This is a genomic window from Streptacidiphilus sp. MAP12-33, from assembly GCF_041261265.1.
Taxonomy (GTDB): Bacteria; Actinomycetota; Actinomycetes; order Streptomycetales; family Streptomycetaceae; genus Streptacidiphilus.
In genome coordinates this window covers 1-21,132 of the sequence record NZ_JBGCCA010000066.1, presented here as the reverse complement: position 1 = coordinate 21,132, position 21,132 = coordinate 1, and the positions used below count along the sequence as shown (strand labels likewise).

2 protein-coding genes are annotated in these 21,132 nt (G+C 74.0%); both read right to left on the bottom strand.

What is annotated here, in order from left to right; translation table 11 throughout:
• The coding region (locus ABH931_RS38845) for an amino acid adenylation domain-containing protein (protein WP_370124568.1) at positions 1–14,419 on the bottom strand (14,419 nt) is incomplete at its 3' end.
• The coding region (locus tag ABH931_RS38840) for an amino acid adenylation domain-containing protein (protein WP_370124566.1) at positions 14,419–21,132 on the bottom strand (6,714 nt) is incomplete at its 5' end. The genes ABH931_RS38845 and ABH931_RS38840, both read right to left, overlap by 1 nt.

Sequence of the window (21,132 nt, the reverse complement as noted above, 5' to 3'; positions counted from 1 at the left end):
CCAACTCCGCATACGACAACTCGACGCCATCCGCCACCAACGCCACCGCATCCGGCGTCCGCGCCACCCGCGCCTCGAACAACTGAGGCAACGTCCCAGCCGGCACCTCCACCGCCGTCGCGTTCCACTCCACCACCACCCGCTCCCGCTCCTCCGCATCCACCACCTCGACGGCGCTGACACGGGTCTGCGGCGTGGCGGCGACGGCCTCCAGCACCTGGGCCCAGCGCTCGGCGATCCGCTGGACGGACTCGGGGTCGAACAGGTCGGCGGCGGCGTTGACGGTCCACTGGAGACCGGCGGGGCGGCCGTCGGCGTCGACGGACTCCTCGACGGCGAGGTCGAGGTCGAACTTGGCGACCGACTCGCGGACCGCAGGGGCCGTGTAGCGGCCCTGGACGGGCGCGGCGGCGGTGCGGGCCTCTGCCTCCATGATCAGCAGGACCTGGTAGAGCGGGTTGCGGGCCAGCGAGCGGGTCGGGGCCAGCTCCTCCACCAGGCGCTCGAACGGCACGTCCTGGTGCGCGTAGGCCTCCAGCGCGGTGCGCTGGACGCGGTCCAGCAGCTCGGTGAAGGTCGGGTCGCCGCTCAGGTCGGTGCGCATGACGAGGGAGTTGATGAAGAACCCGACCATGTCGTCGAGCGCCTCGTCCGAGCGGCCCGCCGCCGAGACGCCGACGGGGATGTCCGTGCCGGCGCCCAGGCGCGAGAAGAGCACGGCCAGCGCGGCCTGAAGGACGGTGAACAGCGTCACGCCCTCGGCCTTGGCCAGCTCCGCCAGGCTCGCGTGCACCTCGGCGTCGACGCCGAACCGGGCCATCCAGCCGCGGTGGCTCTCCACGGCCGGCCGCGGGTGGTCGAAGGGCAGCTCCAGCTCCTCCGGCGCACCGGCCAGGGCCTGGCGCCAGTAGGCGACCTGACGGGCGACCCGGCTGGCCGGGTCGGTCTCGTCGCCCAGCAGCTCGCGCTGCCAGATCGCGTAGTCCGCGTACTGCACCGGCAGCGGCGCCCAGTCGGGGGCGTGGCCGGCGGCGCGGGCACGGTAGGCGGCGTTGACGTCCTGGGTGAGCGGCCGCATCGACGAGCCGTCCCAGGCGATGTGGTGCACCACCAGGAACAGGGTGTGCGCGTCGGGCGCGGTGGACAGCAGCCAGGCGCGGATCGGCACGTCGACGGCGAGGTCGAACGTGCTCTGCGTCGCCTCCTCGATCGCCCGCGCGAGGCCGTCCTGCGGCACCGCGAGGGTGGTGAGCCGCCAGTCCAGCTCGTCCATGGGGACGACGCGCTGGTAGGGCTCGCCGTCGGCGGTGGCGAAGACGGTGCGCAGCACCTCGTGGCGCTCCAGTACGTCCCGCAGCGCCAGGTTCAGCGTCCCCGGGTCGACCGCGCCGTTCAGCTCCAGGCGCACGGTGCTGTTGTAGGTGGCGCTCGGGCCCTCGAGCTGGCCGACGAACCACAGCCGCTGCTGGCAGAAGGAGACGGGCACGCGCTCGGGGCGCGGGCGGGCCACCAGCGCGGGGCGGGCCTCGCCGCCGTGGACCAGGCGCTCGGCCAGGGCGGCGACGGTGCGGGCCTCGAACAGCGTGCGCAGCGACAGCTCGGTACCGAGCAGCGCCCGGACCCGGCTGATCAGCCGCACCGCGAGCAGCGAGTGGCCGCCCAGGGCGAAGAAGTCGTCCTCGACGCCCACCGAGGGCAGACCCAGGACCTCGGCGAAGGCGTCGCCGAGCAGCATCTCCTCGAAGGTGGACGGACCGCGGCCGGTACCGGTCGGGTACTCGGGGGCGGGCAGGGCCCGGCGGTCCAGCTTGCCGTTGGCGGTCAGCGGGAGCGCGTCGAGCAGCACGACGGCGGCGGGCACCAGGTACTCGGGCAGCCGCTCGGCGACGTGGGAGCGGATCTGCTCGGCCGTCAGCGCCGGGCCGGTGGCGACGGCGTAGGCCACCAGGCGGATGTCGCCGGGGGTGTCCTCGCGGGCGATCACGGCGGCCTGGGCGACGTCCGGGTGGCTCGCGACGACACTGCGGACCTCGCCGGGCTCGACGCGGAAGCCGCGGATCTTCACCTGCTCGTCCGCGCGGCCCAGGTAGACCAGCTCGCCGTCGGCGTTCCAGCTGACCAGGTCGCCGGTGCGGTACATCCGCTCGCCCTCGGCGCCGAACGGGTCGGCGACGAAGCGGTCGGCGGTCAGGCCGGGACGCTCGACGTAGCCGCGGGCGACCTGCGCGCCGGCCACGTACAGCTCGCCGGGGACGCCGGCCGGGACCGGGCGCAGGCTCTGGTCCAGCACGTAGGTGCGGGTGTTCCAGACGGGGCGGCCGATCGGGACGGTGTCGGCGGCCAGGGTCGCGTTCGGGCGGCCGTAGGTGACCTGGACGGTGGCCTCGGTCGGGCCGTAGAGGTTGAGCACCTCGACGTCCCAGGCGGCGGCGGTGCGGGCGGCCAGCTCGGCCGGGAGGGCCTCACCGCCGGCCATGACCAGGCGCAGGCCGTGGGCGCCCTCGGGCTCCTGGAGCAGGATCGCCAGCAGCGAGGGCACCAGCTGGGCGACGGTGACGCCGTGCGCGTCGATCAGGGCCAGCAGCCGGGCCGGGTCGCGGACCACGTCGGCGTCGGCCACTGCGACGGCGGCGCCGGCGACCAGCGGCGCCCACACCTCGCAGGTGAAGGCGTCGAAGCTGGCGGAGGTGCGGTTGAGCACCACGTCGGCCGTGTTCAGGCCGGTCTCCTCGCGCAGGCACAGCAGCTGGTTGGTCAGGCCGCCGTGCTGCACGGTGACGCCCTTGGGGCGGCCGGTGGAGCCGGAGGTGTAGATGACGTAGGCGGGGTGTCCGGCCCGGACGGCGGCCGCCTGCTCGGGCGCGGTCGCAGGCAGCGCGGCCAGGTGCTCGGCCGTGGCCGCGTCATCGAGCAGCACGACGGGCGTGCCGCCGCCGAGCCCGGCGAGCCGGCCCTGGAGCGCCGCCGTGGTGACGACGGCCGCCGGGGCGGCGTCGGTCAGCATCCACTCGATGCGGTCCGCCGGGTACTCCGGGTCGACGGGCAGGTAGGCGCCGCCGGCCTTCAGCACCGCGAGCATCGCGACGAAGAGCTCGGCGGAGCGGTCCAGGGCGACGGCGACCAGGGTCTCCGGGCCGACGCCCTGGGCCACCAGGTGGTGCGCCAGGCGGTTGGCCCGGGCGTCCAGCTCGGCGTAGGGCAGCCGGACGCCGCCGTGGATGACGGCGAGGGCGTCCGGGGTTCGCGCGGCCTGGGCCGCGACCAGGCCCGGCAGGGTCGCGGACACCACGTCCACGGCCTTCGGGCTGCCCTGCGCCAGGAGCCGGGCGAGCTGCTGCTCGCTCAGCACGTCGACGGTGTGCAGGGGCTGGTCGGCGCCGCCGTCCAGGGCCGTCTCCAGGGCGGCGACCAGGTTGGCGGCGGCGGTACGCACGAGCTCGGCGACGGCCTCGGCGTCGATCGGGGCGATCGCGTCGACGGCGATGCCGAAGCTCTGGCCGTTGTCGTCGATCGCGACGGACAGCGGGTAGTTGGTGTGCTCCTGGGCGAAGACGGTGCGCACGCCGGCCAGGCCGGAGGCGCGCTCGCCGTCCTCGCCCTCCTGGGCGGCCAGGGTGGCCGGGGTCGGCGCGGGGGCGTCGTGGCGGTAGTTGAACAGCGAGGTGAACAGCGGCGTGTCGCCGGAGACCCCGCTGGCCTGCTGGGCCAGCGTCAGCGGCGCGTGCTCGTGCTCCAGCAGCTCGGCCAGCTGACCGCGCATGCCGGTCACGGCGTCCAGGGTGCCGACCCGGTCAATGCGCAGCCGCACCGGCAGGGTGTTGATGAACAGGCCCGCGACGCGGTCGGAGCCGGCGCCGGCGTTCATCCGGCCGAAGAGCACGGTGCCGAAGACCACGTCCGCGCGGCCGGAGACGGCGGCCAGGACGCGGGCCCAGGCCACGTGCAGGACGGTGGCGGGGCTGGCTCCGGTACGACGGGAGACCTCGCGCAGGCGGGCGCCGAGCTCGGGGTCGAGAGCGGACAGGACGCGGACGGTGCCCGCGCCGTCGCCGCGCGCGTCGGTCAGGCCGAACGGTGCGGTGGGCTCGTCGACGTCGCCGAGCAGGCGGGCGAAGAACTCCTCGTGCGCGCCGGGCTCGACGCCATGGCGGGCCTGCGCGACGAACTCGCGGAACGGCAGCGGCGCCGCCAGCTCCTCGCCACGGCCGGCCAGGAAGGCCCGGACCTCGCCGATCAGCACGGCCAGGGCGGTGTGGTCCTGGACCAGGTGGTGCATCCGCAGCAGCCCGAGCCAGGCGCCGTCGGCGTCGCGGCCGTCGGCCGGGGTGGCGTGGATGTCCAGCAGCGGGGCGCGGCCGATGTCCATCGCGGAGCCGACGGCCTCGACCAGGGCGGCGGAGCGGTCCGCGACGCCGGCGGGCAGCGCCACGTCGGCGACGGGCAGTTCGGCCCGGCGGCGCACCACCTGGACGGGCTCGCGCAGGCCCTGCCAGACGAAACCGGTGCGGTAGATGTCGTGGCGGTCGACCACCCGCTGAAGTGCGGCGGCGAACTCCTCCAGCCGCTCGCGGGAGTCGAACTCCAGCACCACGGGCGAGACGTAGGCGTCGGCGCCGCGGTCGGCGTCCATCAGGTGGTGGAAGAGCAGGCCCTCCTGGAGGGGGGCCAGCGGGTAGATGTCGGCGACGTTCGCGGCTCCGCCGTCGACGGTCGCGACAGCGGCGTCGATCTCCGCCTGCGTCAGCTCGACCAGCGGCAGCATCGACGGCGTGATCGCCCGGGCGTCGGCGGGGATGGCGTTGGCGGGAACGGCGGTGCGCTCCGGCGCGACGGTGCCGGCCAGCGCGGCGACGGTCGGCGTCTCGAACAGGGCCCGCACGGAGACGGACAGGCCGCGGGCGCGCAGGCGCTCGACGAGCGAGACCGCCAGCAGCGAGTGGCCGCCGAGGGCGAAGAAGTCGTCGTCCACGCCGACGCTCGGCAGGCCCAGGGCCTCGGCGAAGACGGCGCAGAGGATCTCCTCCTGCGGGGTGGACGGGCCGCGTCCGGCGCCGTACTCGGGGGCCGGCAGGGCACGGCGGTCGACCTTGCCGTTGGTGGTCAGCGGGATCGCGTCGAGCACGACGACGGCCGCGGGGAGCATGTACTCGGGCAGCCGGCCCGCGCCGAAGCCACGGACCTCGGCGGGCAGTGCGGCCCGGTCGGCCGCCTCGGTGCCGTCGGCCGGCACGACGTAGGCGACCAGGCGCTTGTCGCCGGGAACGTCCTCGCGCACGACCACGGCGGCCTGGGCGACGCCCGGGTGGGCGGCGACGACGGCCTGGACCTCGCCGGGCTCGATGCGGAACCCACGGATCTTGACCTGCTCGTCGGCGCGGCCCAGGTACATCAGGTCGCCGTCGGCGGTCCACCGGACGCGGTCGCCGGTGCGGTACATCCGCGAACCGTCGGCGGCGAAGGGGTCGGCGACGAAGCGCCCAGCGGTCATGCCGGGGCGGCGCAGGTAACCGCGGGTCACCCCGGCGCCCGCGACGTACAGTTCGCCCACGACGCCCGGCGCGACCGGTGAGAGCGTGTCGTCGAGGACGTGGACGCGGGTGTTGAGGTTGGGCCGGCCGATGCCGGGACGGTCGCCGGCGGCGAGCGGGTCGGACATGGTGGCGCAGACGGTGATCTCGGTCGGGCCGTAGGCGTTGAGGAAGAGGCGGCCGGGCGCCCAGCGCGCCAGCTGCTCCTCGCTCAGCGCCTCCCCTGCGGAGATCATCGCGGTGACGGTGCGCAGGTGGCGCGCCGGGTCGAGCACCGCGAGCACGGCCGGCGGCAGCGTGGCGTGGGTGACGCCGAACCCGTCGACGAGTTCCTCCAGGCCCTGGCCGGGACGCAGCCGTTCGGCCGGTGCCACGACCAGGCAGGCGCCCGAGGTGAAGGTCATCAGGAACTCGGAGGTGGCGGCGTCGAAGCCGACGGACGCGAACTGCAGCACGCGGCTGTCGGCGGTGACGGCGAACCGCTCGATCTGGGCGCTGAGCAGGTTCACCGCGCCCGCGTGCAGCGAGACGACAGCCTTGGGGGTGCCGGTGGATCCGGAGGTGTAGATGACGTAGGCCGGGTGCGCGGGCAGCGGCTCGGTGCGCTCCCCCGCCGTCAGCGGGGCGTCGCTCACCGCCGCCAGCTGCGTGACGAACTGCGCCTCGTCCAGGCGGACGACCGGTGCGGTCGCGCGGGCCGCGGTGACGACGGCGGCGGTGGCGGTGTCGGCGAGGACCAGCAGCGGCGCGGCGTCGTCGAGCATGAACGAGATGCGCTCGGCCGGGTAGTTGGGGTCGACGGGCAGGTAGGCGCCGCCGGCCTTCCAGACGGCCAGGATCGCGGTGACCAGCTCGACGGAGCGCTCCATCGCCACGGCGACGAGCGTCTCGGGGCCGACGCCGCGGCCCACCAGCAGGCGGGCGAGGCGGTTGGCGCGGGCGTCGAGCTCGGCGTAGGTGAGCTCGCCGCCGTCGAAGGCGAGGGCGGCGGCGTCCGGGGTGCGGGCGACCTGGGCCTCGATCAACTGCGGCACGGTGGCGGTTGGAACATCTGCGGCGGTGTCGTTCCAGGTGACCTGGACCCGCTCACGCTCGTCCGCGTCGAGCACGTCGACGGCGCCGAGGCGCAGTTGCGGGTCGGCGGAGACGTCCGCGAGGACCCGCGCCCAGCGCCGGGCGAGCTGCCCGGCGGTGGCCGGCTCGAACAGGTCGGTGGCGACGTTGAGGATGCCGTGCAGGCCGGCCGGGCGGCCGTCGGCGTCGAAGGACTCGCCGATCTCCACGTCGAGGTCGAACTTGGCGGCGAGCTGGGTCTGCGGCAGCTTCCGGCCGGACCCTCCCCCGCTGCGCAGGCCGGCCAGGCCGACGCCGGCGCGGGCGTTGTTCTGCAGCGTCAGCATGACCTGGAAGAGCGGGGCGCGTGCGAGCGAGCGGGCCGGGGCCAGCTGCTCGACCAGGCGCTCGAAGGGGACGTCCTGGTTCGCGAACGCGCCGAGGCTGGTCTCGCGGACCCGGTCCAGCACCTCACGGAAGGTCGGGTCGCCGGACAGGTCCGTCCGCACGACCAGGGTGTTGACGAAGCAGCCGACCAACTCGTCCAGCGCCTCGTCGGTGCGACCCGCGACGGCGGAGCCGATCGGGATGTCGGTGCCGGCGCCCAGGCGGGACAGCAGCACCGCGAGGGCGGCCTGAAGCACCATGAACAGCGTCGCGCCCTCGGCCTTGGCCAGCTCGGCCAGGCGCGCGTGGACCTCGGCGGGGACCTCCACCGGAACGCTGTGGCCGCGGTGGGCGGCGACGGCGGGGCGGGGGTGGTCGAAGGGCAGCTCCAGCTCCTCCGGCGCGCCCGCGAGGGCGTCGCGCCAGTAGGCCGTCTGCCGCGCGACGAGGCTGTCGGGGTCGTTCTCGTCGCCGAGCAGCTCGCGCTGCCAGATCGCGTAGTCCGCGTACTGCACCGGAAGCGGCGCCCACGTCGGGGCGTCGCCCGCGCGGCGGGCGGCGTAGGCAGCGGCGAGGTCCCGGGCGAGCGGGCCCATCGACCAGCCGTCACCGGCGACGTGGTGGACCAGCAGCGACAGCACGTGGTCGCTCTCGCTCAGGCTGAACAGCCAGGCCTCGACGGGCACGTCGGTGGTGAGGTCGAAGGTGTGGCCGGCGGCCTGGGCGAGGGCGGCGGGCAGGCCGTCCTCGGTCACGGTGGTGGTGTGCAGGGCCCAGCCGCGTGCGTCGAGCTCGTCCGGGGTGAGCACGTGCTGGTAGGGGTGGCCGTCCTCGGCGGGAAGGATCGTGCGCAGGACCTCGTGGCGGGCCACGACATCGCGCAGGGCGGCGGCGAGCGCACCGGTGTCCAGGTCGCCCGCGAGGCGCAGGACGACGGGGGCGTTGTAGGTGGCGGTGGCGCCCTCGAGCTGGCCCAGGAACCACAGGCGCTGCTGCGCGAAGGAGACCGGCACCCGCTCCGGACGCAGAGCCGCCGCCGTCAGGGCCGGACGCGCGGTCTGCGTGGTGGCAAGCTTGACGGCCAGACCGGCCACGGTCGGGGTCTCGAACAGCGACCGCATCTCCAGCTCCACACCGAGGGTGGCGCGGATGCGGGAGACCAGGCGGGTCGCGAGCAGGGAGTGGCCGCCCAGGTCGAAGAAGCTGTCCTCGACACCCACGGAGTCCGGGTCCAGGCCCAGCACGTCGGCGAACGCCTCGACCAGGAGCTCCTCCTGGCGGTTGGCGGGGCCGCGGCCGGTGCCGCCGGTGTGCTCGGGGGCGGGCAGGGCCTTGCGGTCGACCTTGCCGTTGATCGTCAGCGGCAGCGCCTCCAGCACCACCACCGCCGCCGGAACCATGTACTCCGGCAGACGGCCCGAAGCGAAGGCCCGGACCGCGCTCGCGAGCTCCTCGGCGGGGATCTCCGCGTCGGGGGCGACGACGTAGGCGACCAGGCGCTTGTCGCCGGGGGTGTCCTCACGGGCCGTCACGAACGCCTGGGTGATCTCGGGGTGGGCCAGCAGCGCGGCCTGCACCTCACCCGGCTCGATCCGGAACCCACGCACCTTCACCTGGTCGTCACTACGACCCAGGTACACCAGCTCACCCACGCTGTTCCACGCGACCCGGTCACCGGTCCGGTACATCCGCTCACCACAGTCGGAGAACGGGTTCGCCACGAACCGCTCAGCGGTCAGGCCAAAGCGGCGCAGATACCCCCGCGCCACCCCCACACCCGCCACATACAACTCACCCGCAACACCAGGCGCCACCGGACGCAGAAACCCGTCCAGCACAAACACCCGCGCGTTCGCATTCGGCCCACCGATCGACGGCACCGAACCATCCCCGACCAGCGCACCCGACATCGTCGCGCACACCGTCGTCTCCGTCGGACCGTACGCGTTCACGAACACCCGACCCGGCGCCCACAAGGCCACCAGCTCCGCGTCCAACGCCTCACCCGCCGACACCAGCACCCGCACCGACGCAAGGTCACGACCCGCGTCCAGCACACCCAGCACCGCCGGCGGCAACGTCACATGCGTCACCCCGAACCGGTCAACGACCCCCTCCAGCCCGGCTCCCGGCTTCAACTCCTCCGCCGAAGCCACCACCAACGCCGCACCCGAGCACAGCGCCATCAGCAACTCCCACGACGCCGCATCGAACCCGACCGACGCGAACTGCAGCACCCGCGACCCGGCACCCACACCGAACCGCTCCACCTGCACCGCCGCCAGATTCACCGCACCCGCGTGAGCAACCCCCACACCCTTCGGCACACCCGTCGAACCCGACGTGTAGATCACCCACGCCAGATCCAGCGGACCCACCCTCACCACCGGCGCCGACGACTCCTGACCGGCCACGAACGCCTGGACCCGCGGGTCGTCCAGTGCGACCACGCGGACGCGCCCCGCGGGCATGTCGCCCACGACATCGTCCAGGCCGAGGAGCATGACCGCGCCGCTGTCGCGCACCATGAACGCAATCCGGTCCACCGGCGCGCTGGGGTCGACGGGGAGGTAGGCCGCTCCGGCCTTCCAGACCGCGAGCAGGGCGACCACGAGGTCAAGGCCGCGCTCCATGGCGACGGCGACAACCGACTCGGCGCCGACTCCCTGGGCGACCAGGTAGCGCGCCAGACGGTTCGCCCGGACATCCAACTCCGCATACGAGACCTCGACCCCCTCTCCGACCACCGCGAGCGCGTCCGGGTTCTCCGCCACGCGCTGCGCGAACACCTCAGGAACCGACGTGCCGGACACGGCGACAGCCGTGTCGTTCCACTCCACCAGCACCTGCGCGCGCTCCTCGGCACTGAGCACGTCCACGGTGCTGAGGTGCTGGTCCAGGCCGTCGACGACGGTCTCCAGCACCGCGACCCAGCGCTCGGCCAGACGGGCCACCGAGGCGGGCTCGAACAGGTCGGCGGCGCCGGTGACGGCGCCGCGCAGGCCGGCCGGGCGGCCGTCGGCGTCGAAGGACTCGCCGAGGGCGACGTCGACGTCGACCTTGGCGTCCGTGGCCTCGCCCAGCGTGCCGTCGGTGCCGCCGACCTTCACACCACCGAGGTCGAGCGAGGCCCGTTCGGTGTTCTGCAGGGTCAGGGTGACCTGGAAGATCGGGTTTCGGGTCAGCGAGCGGGTCGGGGCCAGCTCCTCCACCAGGCGCTCGAACGGCACGTCCTGGTGGGCGAAAGCGCCGAGCCCGGCGGCGCGGACCCGCGCAAGGACCTGCCGGAACGTCGGGTCGCCGGACAGGTCCGAGCGGACGACCAGCGAGTTGACGAAGGTGCCGACCAGGTCGTGCAACGCCTCGTCGGTGCGGCCCGCGATCGCGGAGCCGATGGGGATGTCGTCACCGGCGCCGAGCCGGGACAGCAGCACCGCGAGCGCGGCCTGCAACACCATGAAGAGCGTCACGCCCTCCTCGCGCGCCAGCTCCGCCAGACGGGCGTGGAGCGGCGCCGGGACGAGGAAGCGGGAGACGTGGCCGCGGTGGCTGGGGACCGGCGGGCGGGCGTGGTCGAACGGCAGCTCCAGCTCCTCCGGGGCGCCGGCCAGGGCCTGCCGCCAGTAGGCGACCTGACGGGCGAGCAGGCTCTCGGGGTCGTCGCCCTCGCCCAGCAGCTCGCGCTCCCACAGGGCGTAGTCGGCGTACTGGACCGGCAGCGGCGTCCACTCGGGCGCGCGGCCCTCGCAGCGGGCCTCGTAGGCGGCGGAGATGTCGCGGGCCAGCGGGCCCATCGACCAGCCGTCACTCGCGATGTGGTGCACCACCAGGACCAGCACGTGGCTGTCCGGGCCGGTCGACAGCAGCGCCGCGCGCACGGGGATCTCGGCGGCCAGGTCGAAGACGTACCCGGCGGTCGCCGCGACGGCGGCGGGGAGCTCGGACTCGGTCAGCTCGGCGGCCGCAAGCCGCCAGTCCAGCCCGTCCAGGTCGAGAACGCGCTGGTAGGGGCGGCTGTCGGCGACGGCGTAGACGGTGCGCAGCACCTCGTGGCGGCCGATGACGTCGAGCAGCGCGGCCTCGAGGGCCTCGTGGTCGACGGCGCCGGCGAGCCGCAGCGAGCCGGCGATGTTGTAGACGGAGCTCGGGCCCTCCAGCTGGTCGATGAACCACAGGCGCTGCTGCGCGAAGGAGAGCGGCACCTGCTCGGGCCGGGTCCGCACGGTCAGCGCGACACGGGCGCGGGCGGCGTCGTCGAGGCGCGCGGCGAGTCCGGCGACGGTCGGGGCCTCGAACAGGGTCCGGATCTCCAGCTCGACGCCGAGGACGGCGCGGATGCGGGAGACCAGGCGGGTGGCGAGCAGAGAGTGTCCGCCGAGGGAGAAGAAGTCGTCGTCGACGCCGACGCTCTCCAGGCCCAGGACGTGGGCGAAGGCCCCGCAGAGGATCTCCTCCGCCAGCGTGGTCGGCTCGCGGCGCGACGCCGTGGCGGCGTAGTCGGGGGCGGGCAGGGCCTTGCGGTCGACCTTGCCGTTGTCGGTCAGCGGCATCGCGTCCAGGACGACGACGGCAGAGGGGACCATGTACTCCGGCAGCTGCTCGGCAGCGAAGCGGCGCAGCGAGGCCGGCAGGTCGGCCTCGGCGACGAGCTGCTCGGCGACGACGTAGGCGACCAGGCGCTTGTCGCCGGGGGTGTCCTCCCGGGCGACGACGACGGCCTGCGCGACGTCCTGGTGACGGGCCAGCACGGCCTCGACCTCGCCGGGCTCGATGCGGTGACCGCGGATCTTGACCTGGCCGTCGGCGCGGCCGACGAAGGCCAGCTCGCCGTCGGTGGTCCAGCGGGCCAGGTCGCCGGTGCGGTACATGCGGGTGCCGGGCGCGCCGAACGGGTCGGCGGTGAACCGCTCGGAGGTCAGCGCGGGCCGGTCCAGGTAGCCGTGGGCGAGGCCGTCGCCCGCGATGTAGAGGTCGCCGGTGACGCCGGCCGGGACCGGGCGCAGGGCGCTGTCCAGGACGTAGACGCTGGTGTTGGCGATCGGGCGGCCGATGGAGGGGTTGTGGCCCTCGTCCTGGCCGAGGGTGCGGGCGGTGGACCAGATCGTGGTCTCGGTGGGCCCGTAGACGTTGGTGGCGGTGCCGAGCGCGGCGAGCTCCGGGGCGAGGTCGGCGGGCAGGGCCTCGCCGCCGACCAGGACGCGCAGGGGCGGCAGCGCGCTCGCGCGGGTGGCCTCCTCGGCGAGCAGGGCGCGCCACAGCGAGGGCGTCGCCTGCATGACGGTCGCGCCGCTGCGGCGCAGCAGCGAGCCGAGCTCGATCGGGTCGACGACGGTACGGCGCGGGGCGAGCACCACGGTGGCGCCGCTGATCAGCGGCAGGTACAGCTCCAGGCCGGCGATGTCGAAGGAGATGGTGGTGACGGCCAGCCAGTTGTCGTTCTCGTCGAGCGGGAAGCGGCGGCCCATGTCGGTGAGGAAGTTGGTCAGGGCCGCGTGCGGGACGACGACGCCCTTGGGGCGGCCGGTCGAGCCGGAGGTGTGCAGCACGTAGGCGGGCAGCGCGCCGTTCAGGGCAGCGCCGCGCTCGGCGTCGGCCAGGGGGCCGTCGTGGCGGGCGTCGAGGGCGGCGGCCGTCTCCGTGGTGTCCAGCAGCAGCCGGGCGGTTCCGTCCTCGGTGTTCTGCGGCAGGCCGTCGACGGTGGTGGAGTCGGCGAGCAGCAGCGCGGGCGCCGCGTCCTGGAGCACGTACGCGATGCGCTCGGCCGGGTAGTCGGGGTCGAGCGGCACGTAGGCGGCGCCGGTCTTCATCACCGCGAGCAGCGCCGTGAGCAGGTCGGCGTTGCGGGGCAGCACGAGTGCGACCCGGGTGCCGGGGCGCACCCCGCGCTCCAGCAGCAGCCGGGCCAGGCGGTTGCTGCGGGCGTCGAGCTGGGCGTAGCTCAGCGTCGTGCCCTCACAGTCGACGGCGACGGCGTCGGGTGTGCGGGCGGCCCGGCGCTCGAAGAGCTGGGTGACCGTGGCGTCCGGGGTCTCGGCCGCGGTGTCGTTCCAGCCGACCAGGAGCTGCGCGCGCTCCTCGGCCTCGAGTACCTCGACACGGCTGACCCGCTGCCGCGGGTCGGCGGCCAGGGCGGTCGCGACGCGGGTGAAGCGCTCGGCGATCCGCTGCGCGGAGGCGAGCTCGAACAGGGCGGCCGAGGCGGTGAGCTGGCCGCGCAGGCCGGCCGGGCGGCCGTCGGCGTCGAAGGACTCGCTGACCGCGAAGTCGAGGTCGAACTTGGCGACGGCCGCACCGGAGGTGAGGCCGGCCGCCACCTCGGCGGCGACGTCGGCGGAGGCCTGGCCGCCGCTGCTCAGCCCGGCGAGCGCGCCGGAGGTGCGGGCGTTGTTCTGCACCGTCAGCATGACCTGGAACAGCGGGTGCCGTGCCAGCGAGCGGGCCGGGGCCAGCTGCTCCACCAGGCGCTCGAACGGCACGTCCTGGTTCTCGAACGCGCCGAGCCCGGTCTCCCGGGCGCGGGCGACGGCCTCGCGGAAGGTCGGGTCGCCGGCGAGGTCGTTGCGCAGGACCAGGTTGTTGACGAAGAAGCCGACGAGGTCGTCCAGCGCCTCGTCGGTGCGGCCGGCGGTGGCGGAGCCGACGGGGATGTCGGTGCCGGCGCCGAGCCGGGAGAGCAGGACCGCGAGGGCGGCCTGCAGCACGATGAAGAGGGTGACGCCCTCGGCCTGGGCCAGCTCCACCAGCTGGGCGTGGACCTCGGCGGACAGCTCCAGCGGGACGCCGTGGCCGTCGTAGCGGGCGACGGCCGGGCGGGCGTGGTCGTAGGGCAGGTCCAGCTCCTCCGGCAGCCCGGCCAGGGCCTCGCGCCAGTAGGCGGTCTGCAGGCTGGAGACGCTCTCGGGGTCGTTCTCGTCGCCGAGCAGCTCGCGCTGCCACAGCGCGTAGTCGGCGTACTGGACCGGCAGCGGCTCCCACGCGGGGACGCGGCCCTCGCCGCGGGCGGCGTAGGCGGTGGCGAGGTCGCGGGCCAGCGGGCCCATCGACCAGCCGTCGGCGGCGATGTGGTGCACCACCAGGACCAGCACGTGGTCCTCGGCGGAGGTGGAGAAGAGCCAGGCCCGGATCGGCAGGTCGGTGCTGAGGTCCAGGACGTGACGGGTGGTGGCGGCGACGGCCGCCGCCAGCCCGTCGATCGGCACGTCGGCGGTGAGCAGCTCCCAGTCCAGCCGGTCCATGGGGACGATCTGCTGGTAGGGCTCGTCGTCGACGACCGTGTACACGGTGCGCAGGACCTCGTGCCGTTCCAGCACGTCCCGAAGCGCGGCCGCGAGCGCGGCCTTGTCGACGGTGCCCGACAGACGCACAGAGACCGGGATGTTGTAGACGGCACTTGGGCCTTCGAGCTGTCCGAGGAACCACAGGCGTCGCTGCGCGAAGGACAACGGGAACATCAGGACTCCTCCTGCTTGCGCATGGGCCTCAGGGCGGGCCGGGCGGACTTCTTTTCTCCGAGTTGACTTGCGATCTTTGCCACGGTCCGGGCCTCGAAGAGGGTCCGCAGCGGAAGTTCGACACCCATCAGCGCGCGGACCTTGCTGACCAGCCGGGTGGCCAGCAGCGAGTGGCCGCCGAGGGTGAAGAAGTCGTCGTCGACACCGATGTCGGGCAGCCCCAGCACCTCGGCGAACGCCTGGCACAGGCCCGCCTCGCGCGGGTTGGACGGACCGCGCCGCTCGACGCCGGAGGCGTACTGCGGTGTGGGGAGGTTGGCGCGGTCGAGTTTGCCGTTGGCGGTGAGCGGGATGGTGTCCAGGACGACGACGGCTGCGGGGACCATGTGGTCGGGCAGCAGTTCGGCGGCGAACTCGCGCAGGGCTGCGGGCAGGGCTTCGGTGTCGGTGTCGGTGTTCTGGGTCGGGACGATGTAACCGACGAGCGCGAGTTCGCCGGGGGTGAGTTCGGTGGCGATGACGGCGGCCTGGGCGACGCCGGGGTGTTCGGCGAGGACTGCTTGGACTTCGCCGGGTTCGATGCGGAAGCCGCGGATCTTGACTTGTTCGTCGGCGCGGCCGGCGAAGACGAGTTGTCCGTCGGCGGTCCAGCGGGCCCGGTCACCCGTGCGGTACATCCGCGCACCGTCAGCGGCGGTGGCGTAGGGGTCCGCGACGAAGCGGTCGGCCGTCTGCGCGGGGCGGTTCACATAACCCCGGGCCAGGCCCACGCCTGCCACGTACACGTCGCCGGCGACCCCGGGCGCGACCGGCGCGAGCCGGGCGTCCAGGACGTAGATCCGGGTGTTGCCGATCGGCGCGCCGAACGGCACCAGTCCGCTCCGGTCCGGGTCGACGTCTCCGGCGGCGACCATGACGGTGGCCTCGGTCGGGCCGTAGGTGTTGACCAGGCGGCGGCCCTTGGACCAGATCCGCGCCTGGGTCGTGTCGATGGCCTCCGCGCCGACGAGCAGCGTCTCCACGCCTGCCAGGTCGCTGGGTTCCAGGGCCCGTAGCAGCGACGGGACGACACTGGCGGCCTTGACGTTGCCGCGCCGGACCACCTGCGCGAGCAGGTGGGGATCGGTGCGCTCCTCCTCGGCGACGACCACGAGGGTGGCGCCGGAGGTGAGGGTGACGGTGAGGTCGAGGACGGAGGCGTCGAAGCTGAAGGAGGCGAACTGGAGGACTCCGGTGCCGGGGCCCGCGTTCATCATCGGGCCGAACACCGAGACCAGGTTGGCCAGGCCCCGGTGCGCGACGGCGACGCCCTTGGGGCGGCCGGTGGAGCCGGAGGTGTAGATGACGTAGGCGAGGCTGTCCGGCGTCGTGCCGTGGCGCGGCGCCCGGGGTTCGGCGGCGGCCATGCGTCGTGCGACGTCGGTGTCGTCCAGGGCCAGCACCGGCATGGCGGTGCCGGGCAGTTCGGCCAGTGTGGCGGTGTCGCTCAGCAGCAGCACGGGGCGGGAGTCGTCGAGGATGTAGGAGATCCGCTCGGCCGGGTAGGAGGGGTCGATCGTCACGTAGGCGCCGCCCGCCTGCCACACCGCGAGCAGGGCCACGACGGTCTGCGCCGAGCGCGGCAGGCAGACCGCGACCAGCGTCTCCGGGCCCACGCCGTGCTGGGCCAGCAGGTCCGCCAACCGCGCGGCGCGCTCGTGCAGCTGTGCGTAGGTCAGTTCCACGCCGCCGCTCACGACCGCGAGCGCGTCGGGCGTCTGTGTGGCGCGGGCCGCGATCAGTTCCGGCACGCAGGTGGCGGGCACCTCGGTCACGGTGTCGTTCCAGGCGACCAGCACCCGCTCGCGCTCGTCCGCCGACAGCACGTCGATCCCGTGCACCAGCGCACCGGGCTCGGCCGAGACCGCCGCGAGCACCCGGCCCCACCGCTGCGACAGCGACTCCGCCGTCGCCGGGTCGAACAGGTCCGTCGCCGCCGTCAACGTCCCCCGCAACCCCGCCGGACGACCGTCGGTGTCGAAGACCTCGCTGACCATGACGTCGAGGTCGAACTTGGCCGCCGCCTCGCCGCTGTCGCGGACTGAGGCGTCCGCGGCGCCGGAGGCGCGCAGGCCCTCGAGTCCGGCGGAGGAGCGGGCGGTGTTCTGCACCGTCAGCAGCACCTGGAACAGCGGGGCACGGGCAAGGGAACGTTCCGGCGCCAGCTGCTCGACCAGACGCTCGAAGGGGATGTCCTGGTGGGCGAAGGCGCCGAGGCCCGTCTCCCGGACCCGCGCCAGCGCGTCACGGAAGGTCGGGTCGCCGGACAGGTCGGTGCGCAGCACCAGGGTGTTGACGAAGAACCCGACCAGGTCGTCGAGCGCCTCGTCGGTGCGGCCCGCGACCGCGACGCCGATGGGGATGTCGTCCCCGGCGCCCAGGCGGGAGAAGACCACGGCGAGGGCGGCCTGGAGCACCATGAACAGCGTCACGCCCTCGGCGCGGGCCAGCTCGGCCAGCCGGGCGTGGACGTCGGCCGGAACGTCGAGCCCGACGCTGTGGCCGCGGTGGCTCGGGACGGCGGGCCTGGGCCGGTCGAAGGGCAGTTCCAGCTCCTCCGGGGCCCCCGCGAGGGTCTCGCGCCACCAGGCGACCTGACGCGTGATCAGGCTCTCCGGGTCGCTCTCCTCGCCCAGGACCCGACGCTGCCAGAGCGCGTAGTCCGCGTACTGCACCGGCAGCGGTGTCCACGCGGGCGTCCGGCCGGCCAGGCGGGCGGAGTAGGCGGCGGACAGGTCCCGGGCCAGCGGGCCCATCGACCAGCCGTCACCGGCGATGTGGTGGATCACCAGGACCAGCACCTGCTCGTGCTCCGCGGTGGTGAACAGCCAGGCCCGGATCGGCGCCTCGACGGCCAGGTCGAAGGCGTGGTTCTTGGCCGCCGCGACTGCCTGCGGGAGCTCCTCCGCGCCGACCGTGGCAGTGGTCAGCCGCCAGTCGAGCTCGTCGAGCGTGAGGATGCGCTGGTAGGGCTCGTCGTCGGCGGTCGCGAAGACCGTGCGCAGCACCTCGTGACGCTCGATGACGTCCCGCAGCGCCGCCTCCAGCGCGGCCGGGTCGACCTCGCCCGTCAGCGGCAGCACGACGGGCAGGTTGTAGGTGGGGCTGGGGCCCTCCAGCTGGCCGATGAACCACAGGCGCTGCTGCGCGTAGGAGAGCGGCAGCCGCTCGGGCCGCTCCTGGACGGTCAGCGCCGCCCGCGCCTCGCCCGCTCCGTGCAACCGGGCCGCGAGGCCGGCGACGGTCGGCGTCTCGAACAGGGCCCGCAGCGGCAGTTCCACGCCGAGCAGCGCCCGGACCCGGCTGAGCAGCCGGATCGCGGAGAGCGAGTGGCCGCCGAGAGTGAAGAAGTCGTCGTCCACGTCGACGCTGTCGCGCTTGAGGATCTGGGCGAAGGCCCCGCACAGGATCTCCTCCTGCGGGGTCGACGGACCGCGGCCGGTGTCCGCGTCGGCCGTGAGGTCGGGCTCCGGCAGGGCATCGCGGTCCAGCTCGCCGTTGAAGGTCAGCGGGAGCGCGTCCAGCACGACGACCGCCGAGGGGACCAGGTGCTCGGGCAGGCGGGCCACGGTGAGCCGCCGCAGCGTGCGCGCCAGCCCGGCCGGCTCGTTGCCCGGCTCGGCCGGGACGACGTAGGCGACCAGGTGCTTGTCGCCCGCCTGGTCCTCGACAGCCACCACGGCGACCTCGCCGACGGCGGCGTGCTCGGCCAGGACGCTCTGCACATCGCCGAGGACGACCCGGCGTCCGTGGATCCGGACGAGCTCGTCGGCGCGTCCGAGCAGCACCAGCTGCCCGTCGGCGGTCCACTTGGCCAGGTCGCCGGTGCGGTACATGCGCCGTCCGTCCGGCACGAACGGGTCGGCGACGAACCGGGCGGCAGCGAAGCCGGGGTGGCCGGGGAAGCCGTCCAGGCCCGGGTCGGAGACGTAGAGCTCGGCGGAGACGCCGGGCAGGACCGGCGAGAGGTACTCGTCCAGGACGTAGAGGCGGGAGGTGTCGGCGCAGAGGCCGCCCTCCGGCGTCAGACCGCCGACGAGCAGTTGGGCGACCGTCTCAGGGCCGGCGTCGCTCCACTCCCCCAGCACCTGCCGCTTCTCGGCGTCGGTGAGCACCTCGATCTGGTTGAGCCGCAGCTCGGGTCCGCCCACGACGAGTTCGAGGACGCGGGCCCAGCGCTCGGCGATCCGCTGCACGGAGTCGGCGTCGAACAGGTCGGCCGCACCGCGGACGATCCACTTCAGCCCGGCGGGGCGTCCCTCGGTGTCGGCGGACTCCTCGATGGAGAGGTCGAGGTCGAACTTGGCCGCCGAGGCTCGCACGGGCGGGGCCGTGAACGGCCCGACGGCGGGCTCGGCGACGGTCCGCACACCGGCCGACATGACGAGCAGGACCTGGTAGAGCGGGTTGCGGGCCAGCGAGCGGGTCGGCGCGAGTTCCTCGACCAGGCGCTCGAACGGCACGTCCTGGTGCAGGTAGGCGTCCAGTCCGGTGCGCCGCACCCGGTCCAGGACCTCGCGGAAGGTCGGGTCGCCGGTCAGGTCGTTGCGCATGACCAGGGTGTTGATGAAGAACCCGACCAGGTCGTCCAGGGCCTCGTCGGTACGTCCGGCCGCCGACACGCCCAGGGGGATGTCGGTGCCGGCGCCGAGCCGGGACAGCAGGACCACGAGGGCGGCCTGGAGCACCATGAAGACCGTCACCCCCTCGGCGCGGGCCAGCTCGGCGAGCTGCGCGTGGACCTCGGCGTCGACCCCGAACTCGGCCGCGTGGCCGCGGTGGCTCTCCATGTCCGGACGCGGGTGGTCGAAGGGCAGGTCGAGCTCTTCGGGCGCGTCGGCGAGGGTCTCGCGCCAGTAGGCGATCTGGCGGGAGATCAGGCTGTCGGGGTCCTGGTCGTCGCCGAGCAGGTCGCGCTGCCAGATCGCGTAGTCCGCGTACTGCACCGGCAGCGGCTCCCAGACGGGGGCCTCGCCGGCGCAGCGGGCGGCGTAGGCGGCGCGCACGTCGCGGGTCAGCGGCGTCATCGACCAGCCGTCCCACGCGATGTGGTGCACGACGATGACGAGCTCGTGCGCGTCCGGCGCCGTCGAGAGAAGCCAGGCGCGGATGGGGGCCTCGACAGCGAGGTCGAAGGCGTAGTCGGTCGCGCCGGGCTGGGCCGGGTCGGCGGTGTGCAGCTGCCAGTCCAGCTCGTCCATAGTGAGGATCCGCTGGTGGGGCTCGCCGTCGGCGACGGCGAAGACGGTGCGCAGCACCTCGTGGCGCTCCAGCACGTCGCGCAGCGCGGCGGCGAGTGCCTCGCGGTCGACCTCGCCGGCCAGCCGCATCCGGACGGAGCTGTTGTAGGTGGCGCTCGGACCTTCCAACTGGCCGACGAACCAGAGGCGCTGCTGGGCGTAGGAGAGCGGCAGCCGCTCGGGCCGCTGCTGCACGGTCAGCGCGGTGCGGACCTGTCCGGCTGCCTCGCCGAGGCGCAGGGCCAGGCGGGCGGCGGTGCGGGCCTCGAAGAGGGTCCGCAGCGGCAGTTCGACCCCGAGGAGGGTGCGGATGCGGGAGACGAGGCGGGTGGCGAGGAGGGAGTGGCCGCCGAGGGTGAAGAAGTCGTCGTCGACGCCGACGCTCGGCAGGCCCAGGACCTGCGCGAACGCGCCGCACAGCAGTTCCTCCTGGACGGTGGCCGGGCCGCGTCCGGAGCCGGCGGCGCCGCCGTACTGCGGCGCCGGGAGGGCGCGGCGGTCGAGCTTGCCGTTGGTCGTGGTCGGCAGTGCGTCCAGCAGGACAACGGCGGAGGGGACCATGTACTCCGGCAGCCGCTCCGCGGCGAACGCCAGGACGCTGTCGATCAAGGTGTCGTTCTGCTGCGTGGGGACGAGGTAGGCGACCAGGCGCTTGTCGCCGGGGGTGTCCTCGCGGGCGATGACCGCGGCCTGGGCGACGTCCGGGTGGGCGGCGATGACGGCCTGGACCTCGCCGGGTTCGATGCGGAAGCCGCGGATCTTGACCTGGTCGTCGTTGCGGCCCAGGTAGACCAGCTGGCCGTCAGCCGTCCAGCGGGCCTGGTCGCCGGTGCGGTACATCCGCTCACCTGTCGCGCTGAACGGGTTGGCGACGAAACGGTCCGCCGTCAACCCGAAGCGGCCGACATACCCGCGCGCCAACTGCACACCCGCGAGATACAGGTCACCGCCGACGCCGACCGGAACCGGCCGGAGCCGGTCGTCCAGCACATAGGTCTGCGTGTTGAACACCGGCGCACCGATCGGCACCGGCGCGCTCTCCACGGACGGGACGCACTGCCACGCGGTGACGTCGACGGACGCCTCCGTCGGACCGTAGAGGTTGTGCAGGTGGGCCGTCTCACCGAGCAGTTGGAAGAACCGTTCCTGCGCCTCCCAGGGGAGCGCTTCGCCGCTGCACATCACCGCGCGCAGGCTGGTGCACTCGGCGGCGGCCGGTTCGGCCAGGAACGCCTGCAGCATGGAGGGGACGAAGTGGGTGACGGTCACGCCCTGACTGCGGATCAGCTCGGCCAGGTAGGCCGGGTCCTTGTGCCCGCCCGGCTTCGCCACCACCAGGGTGGCACCCTCCAGCAGCGGCCAGAAGAACTCCCACACCGACACGTCGAACCCGAACGGCGTCTTCTGCAACACCCGATCCGCCGCCGTCAGCCC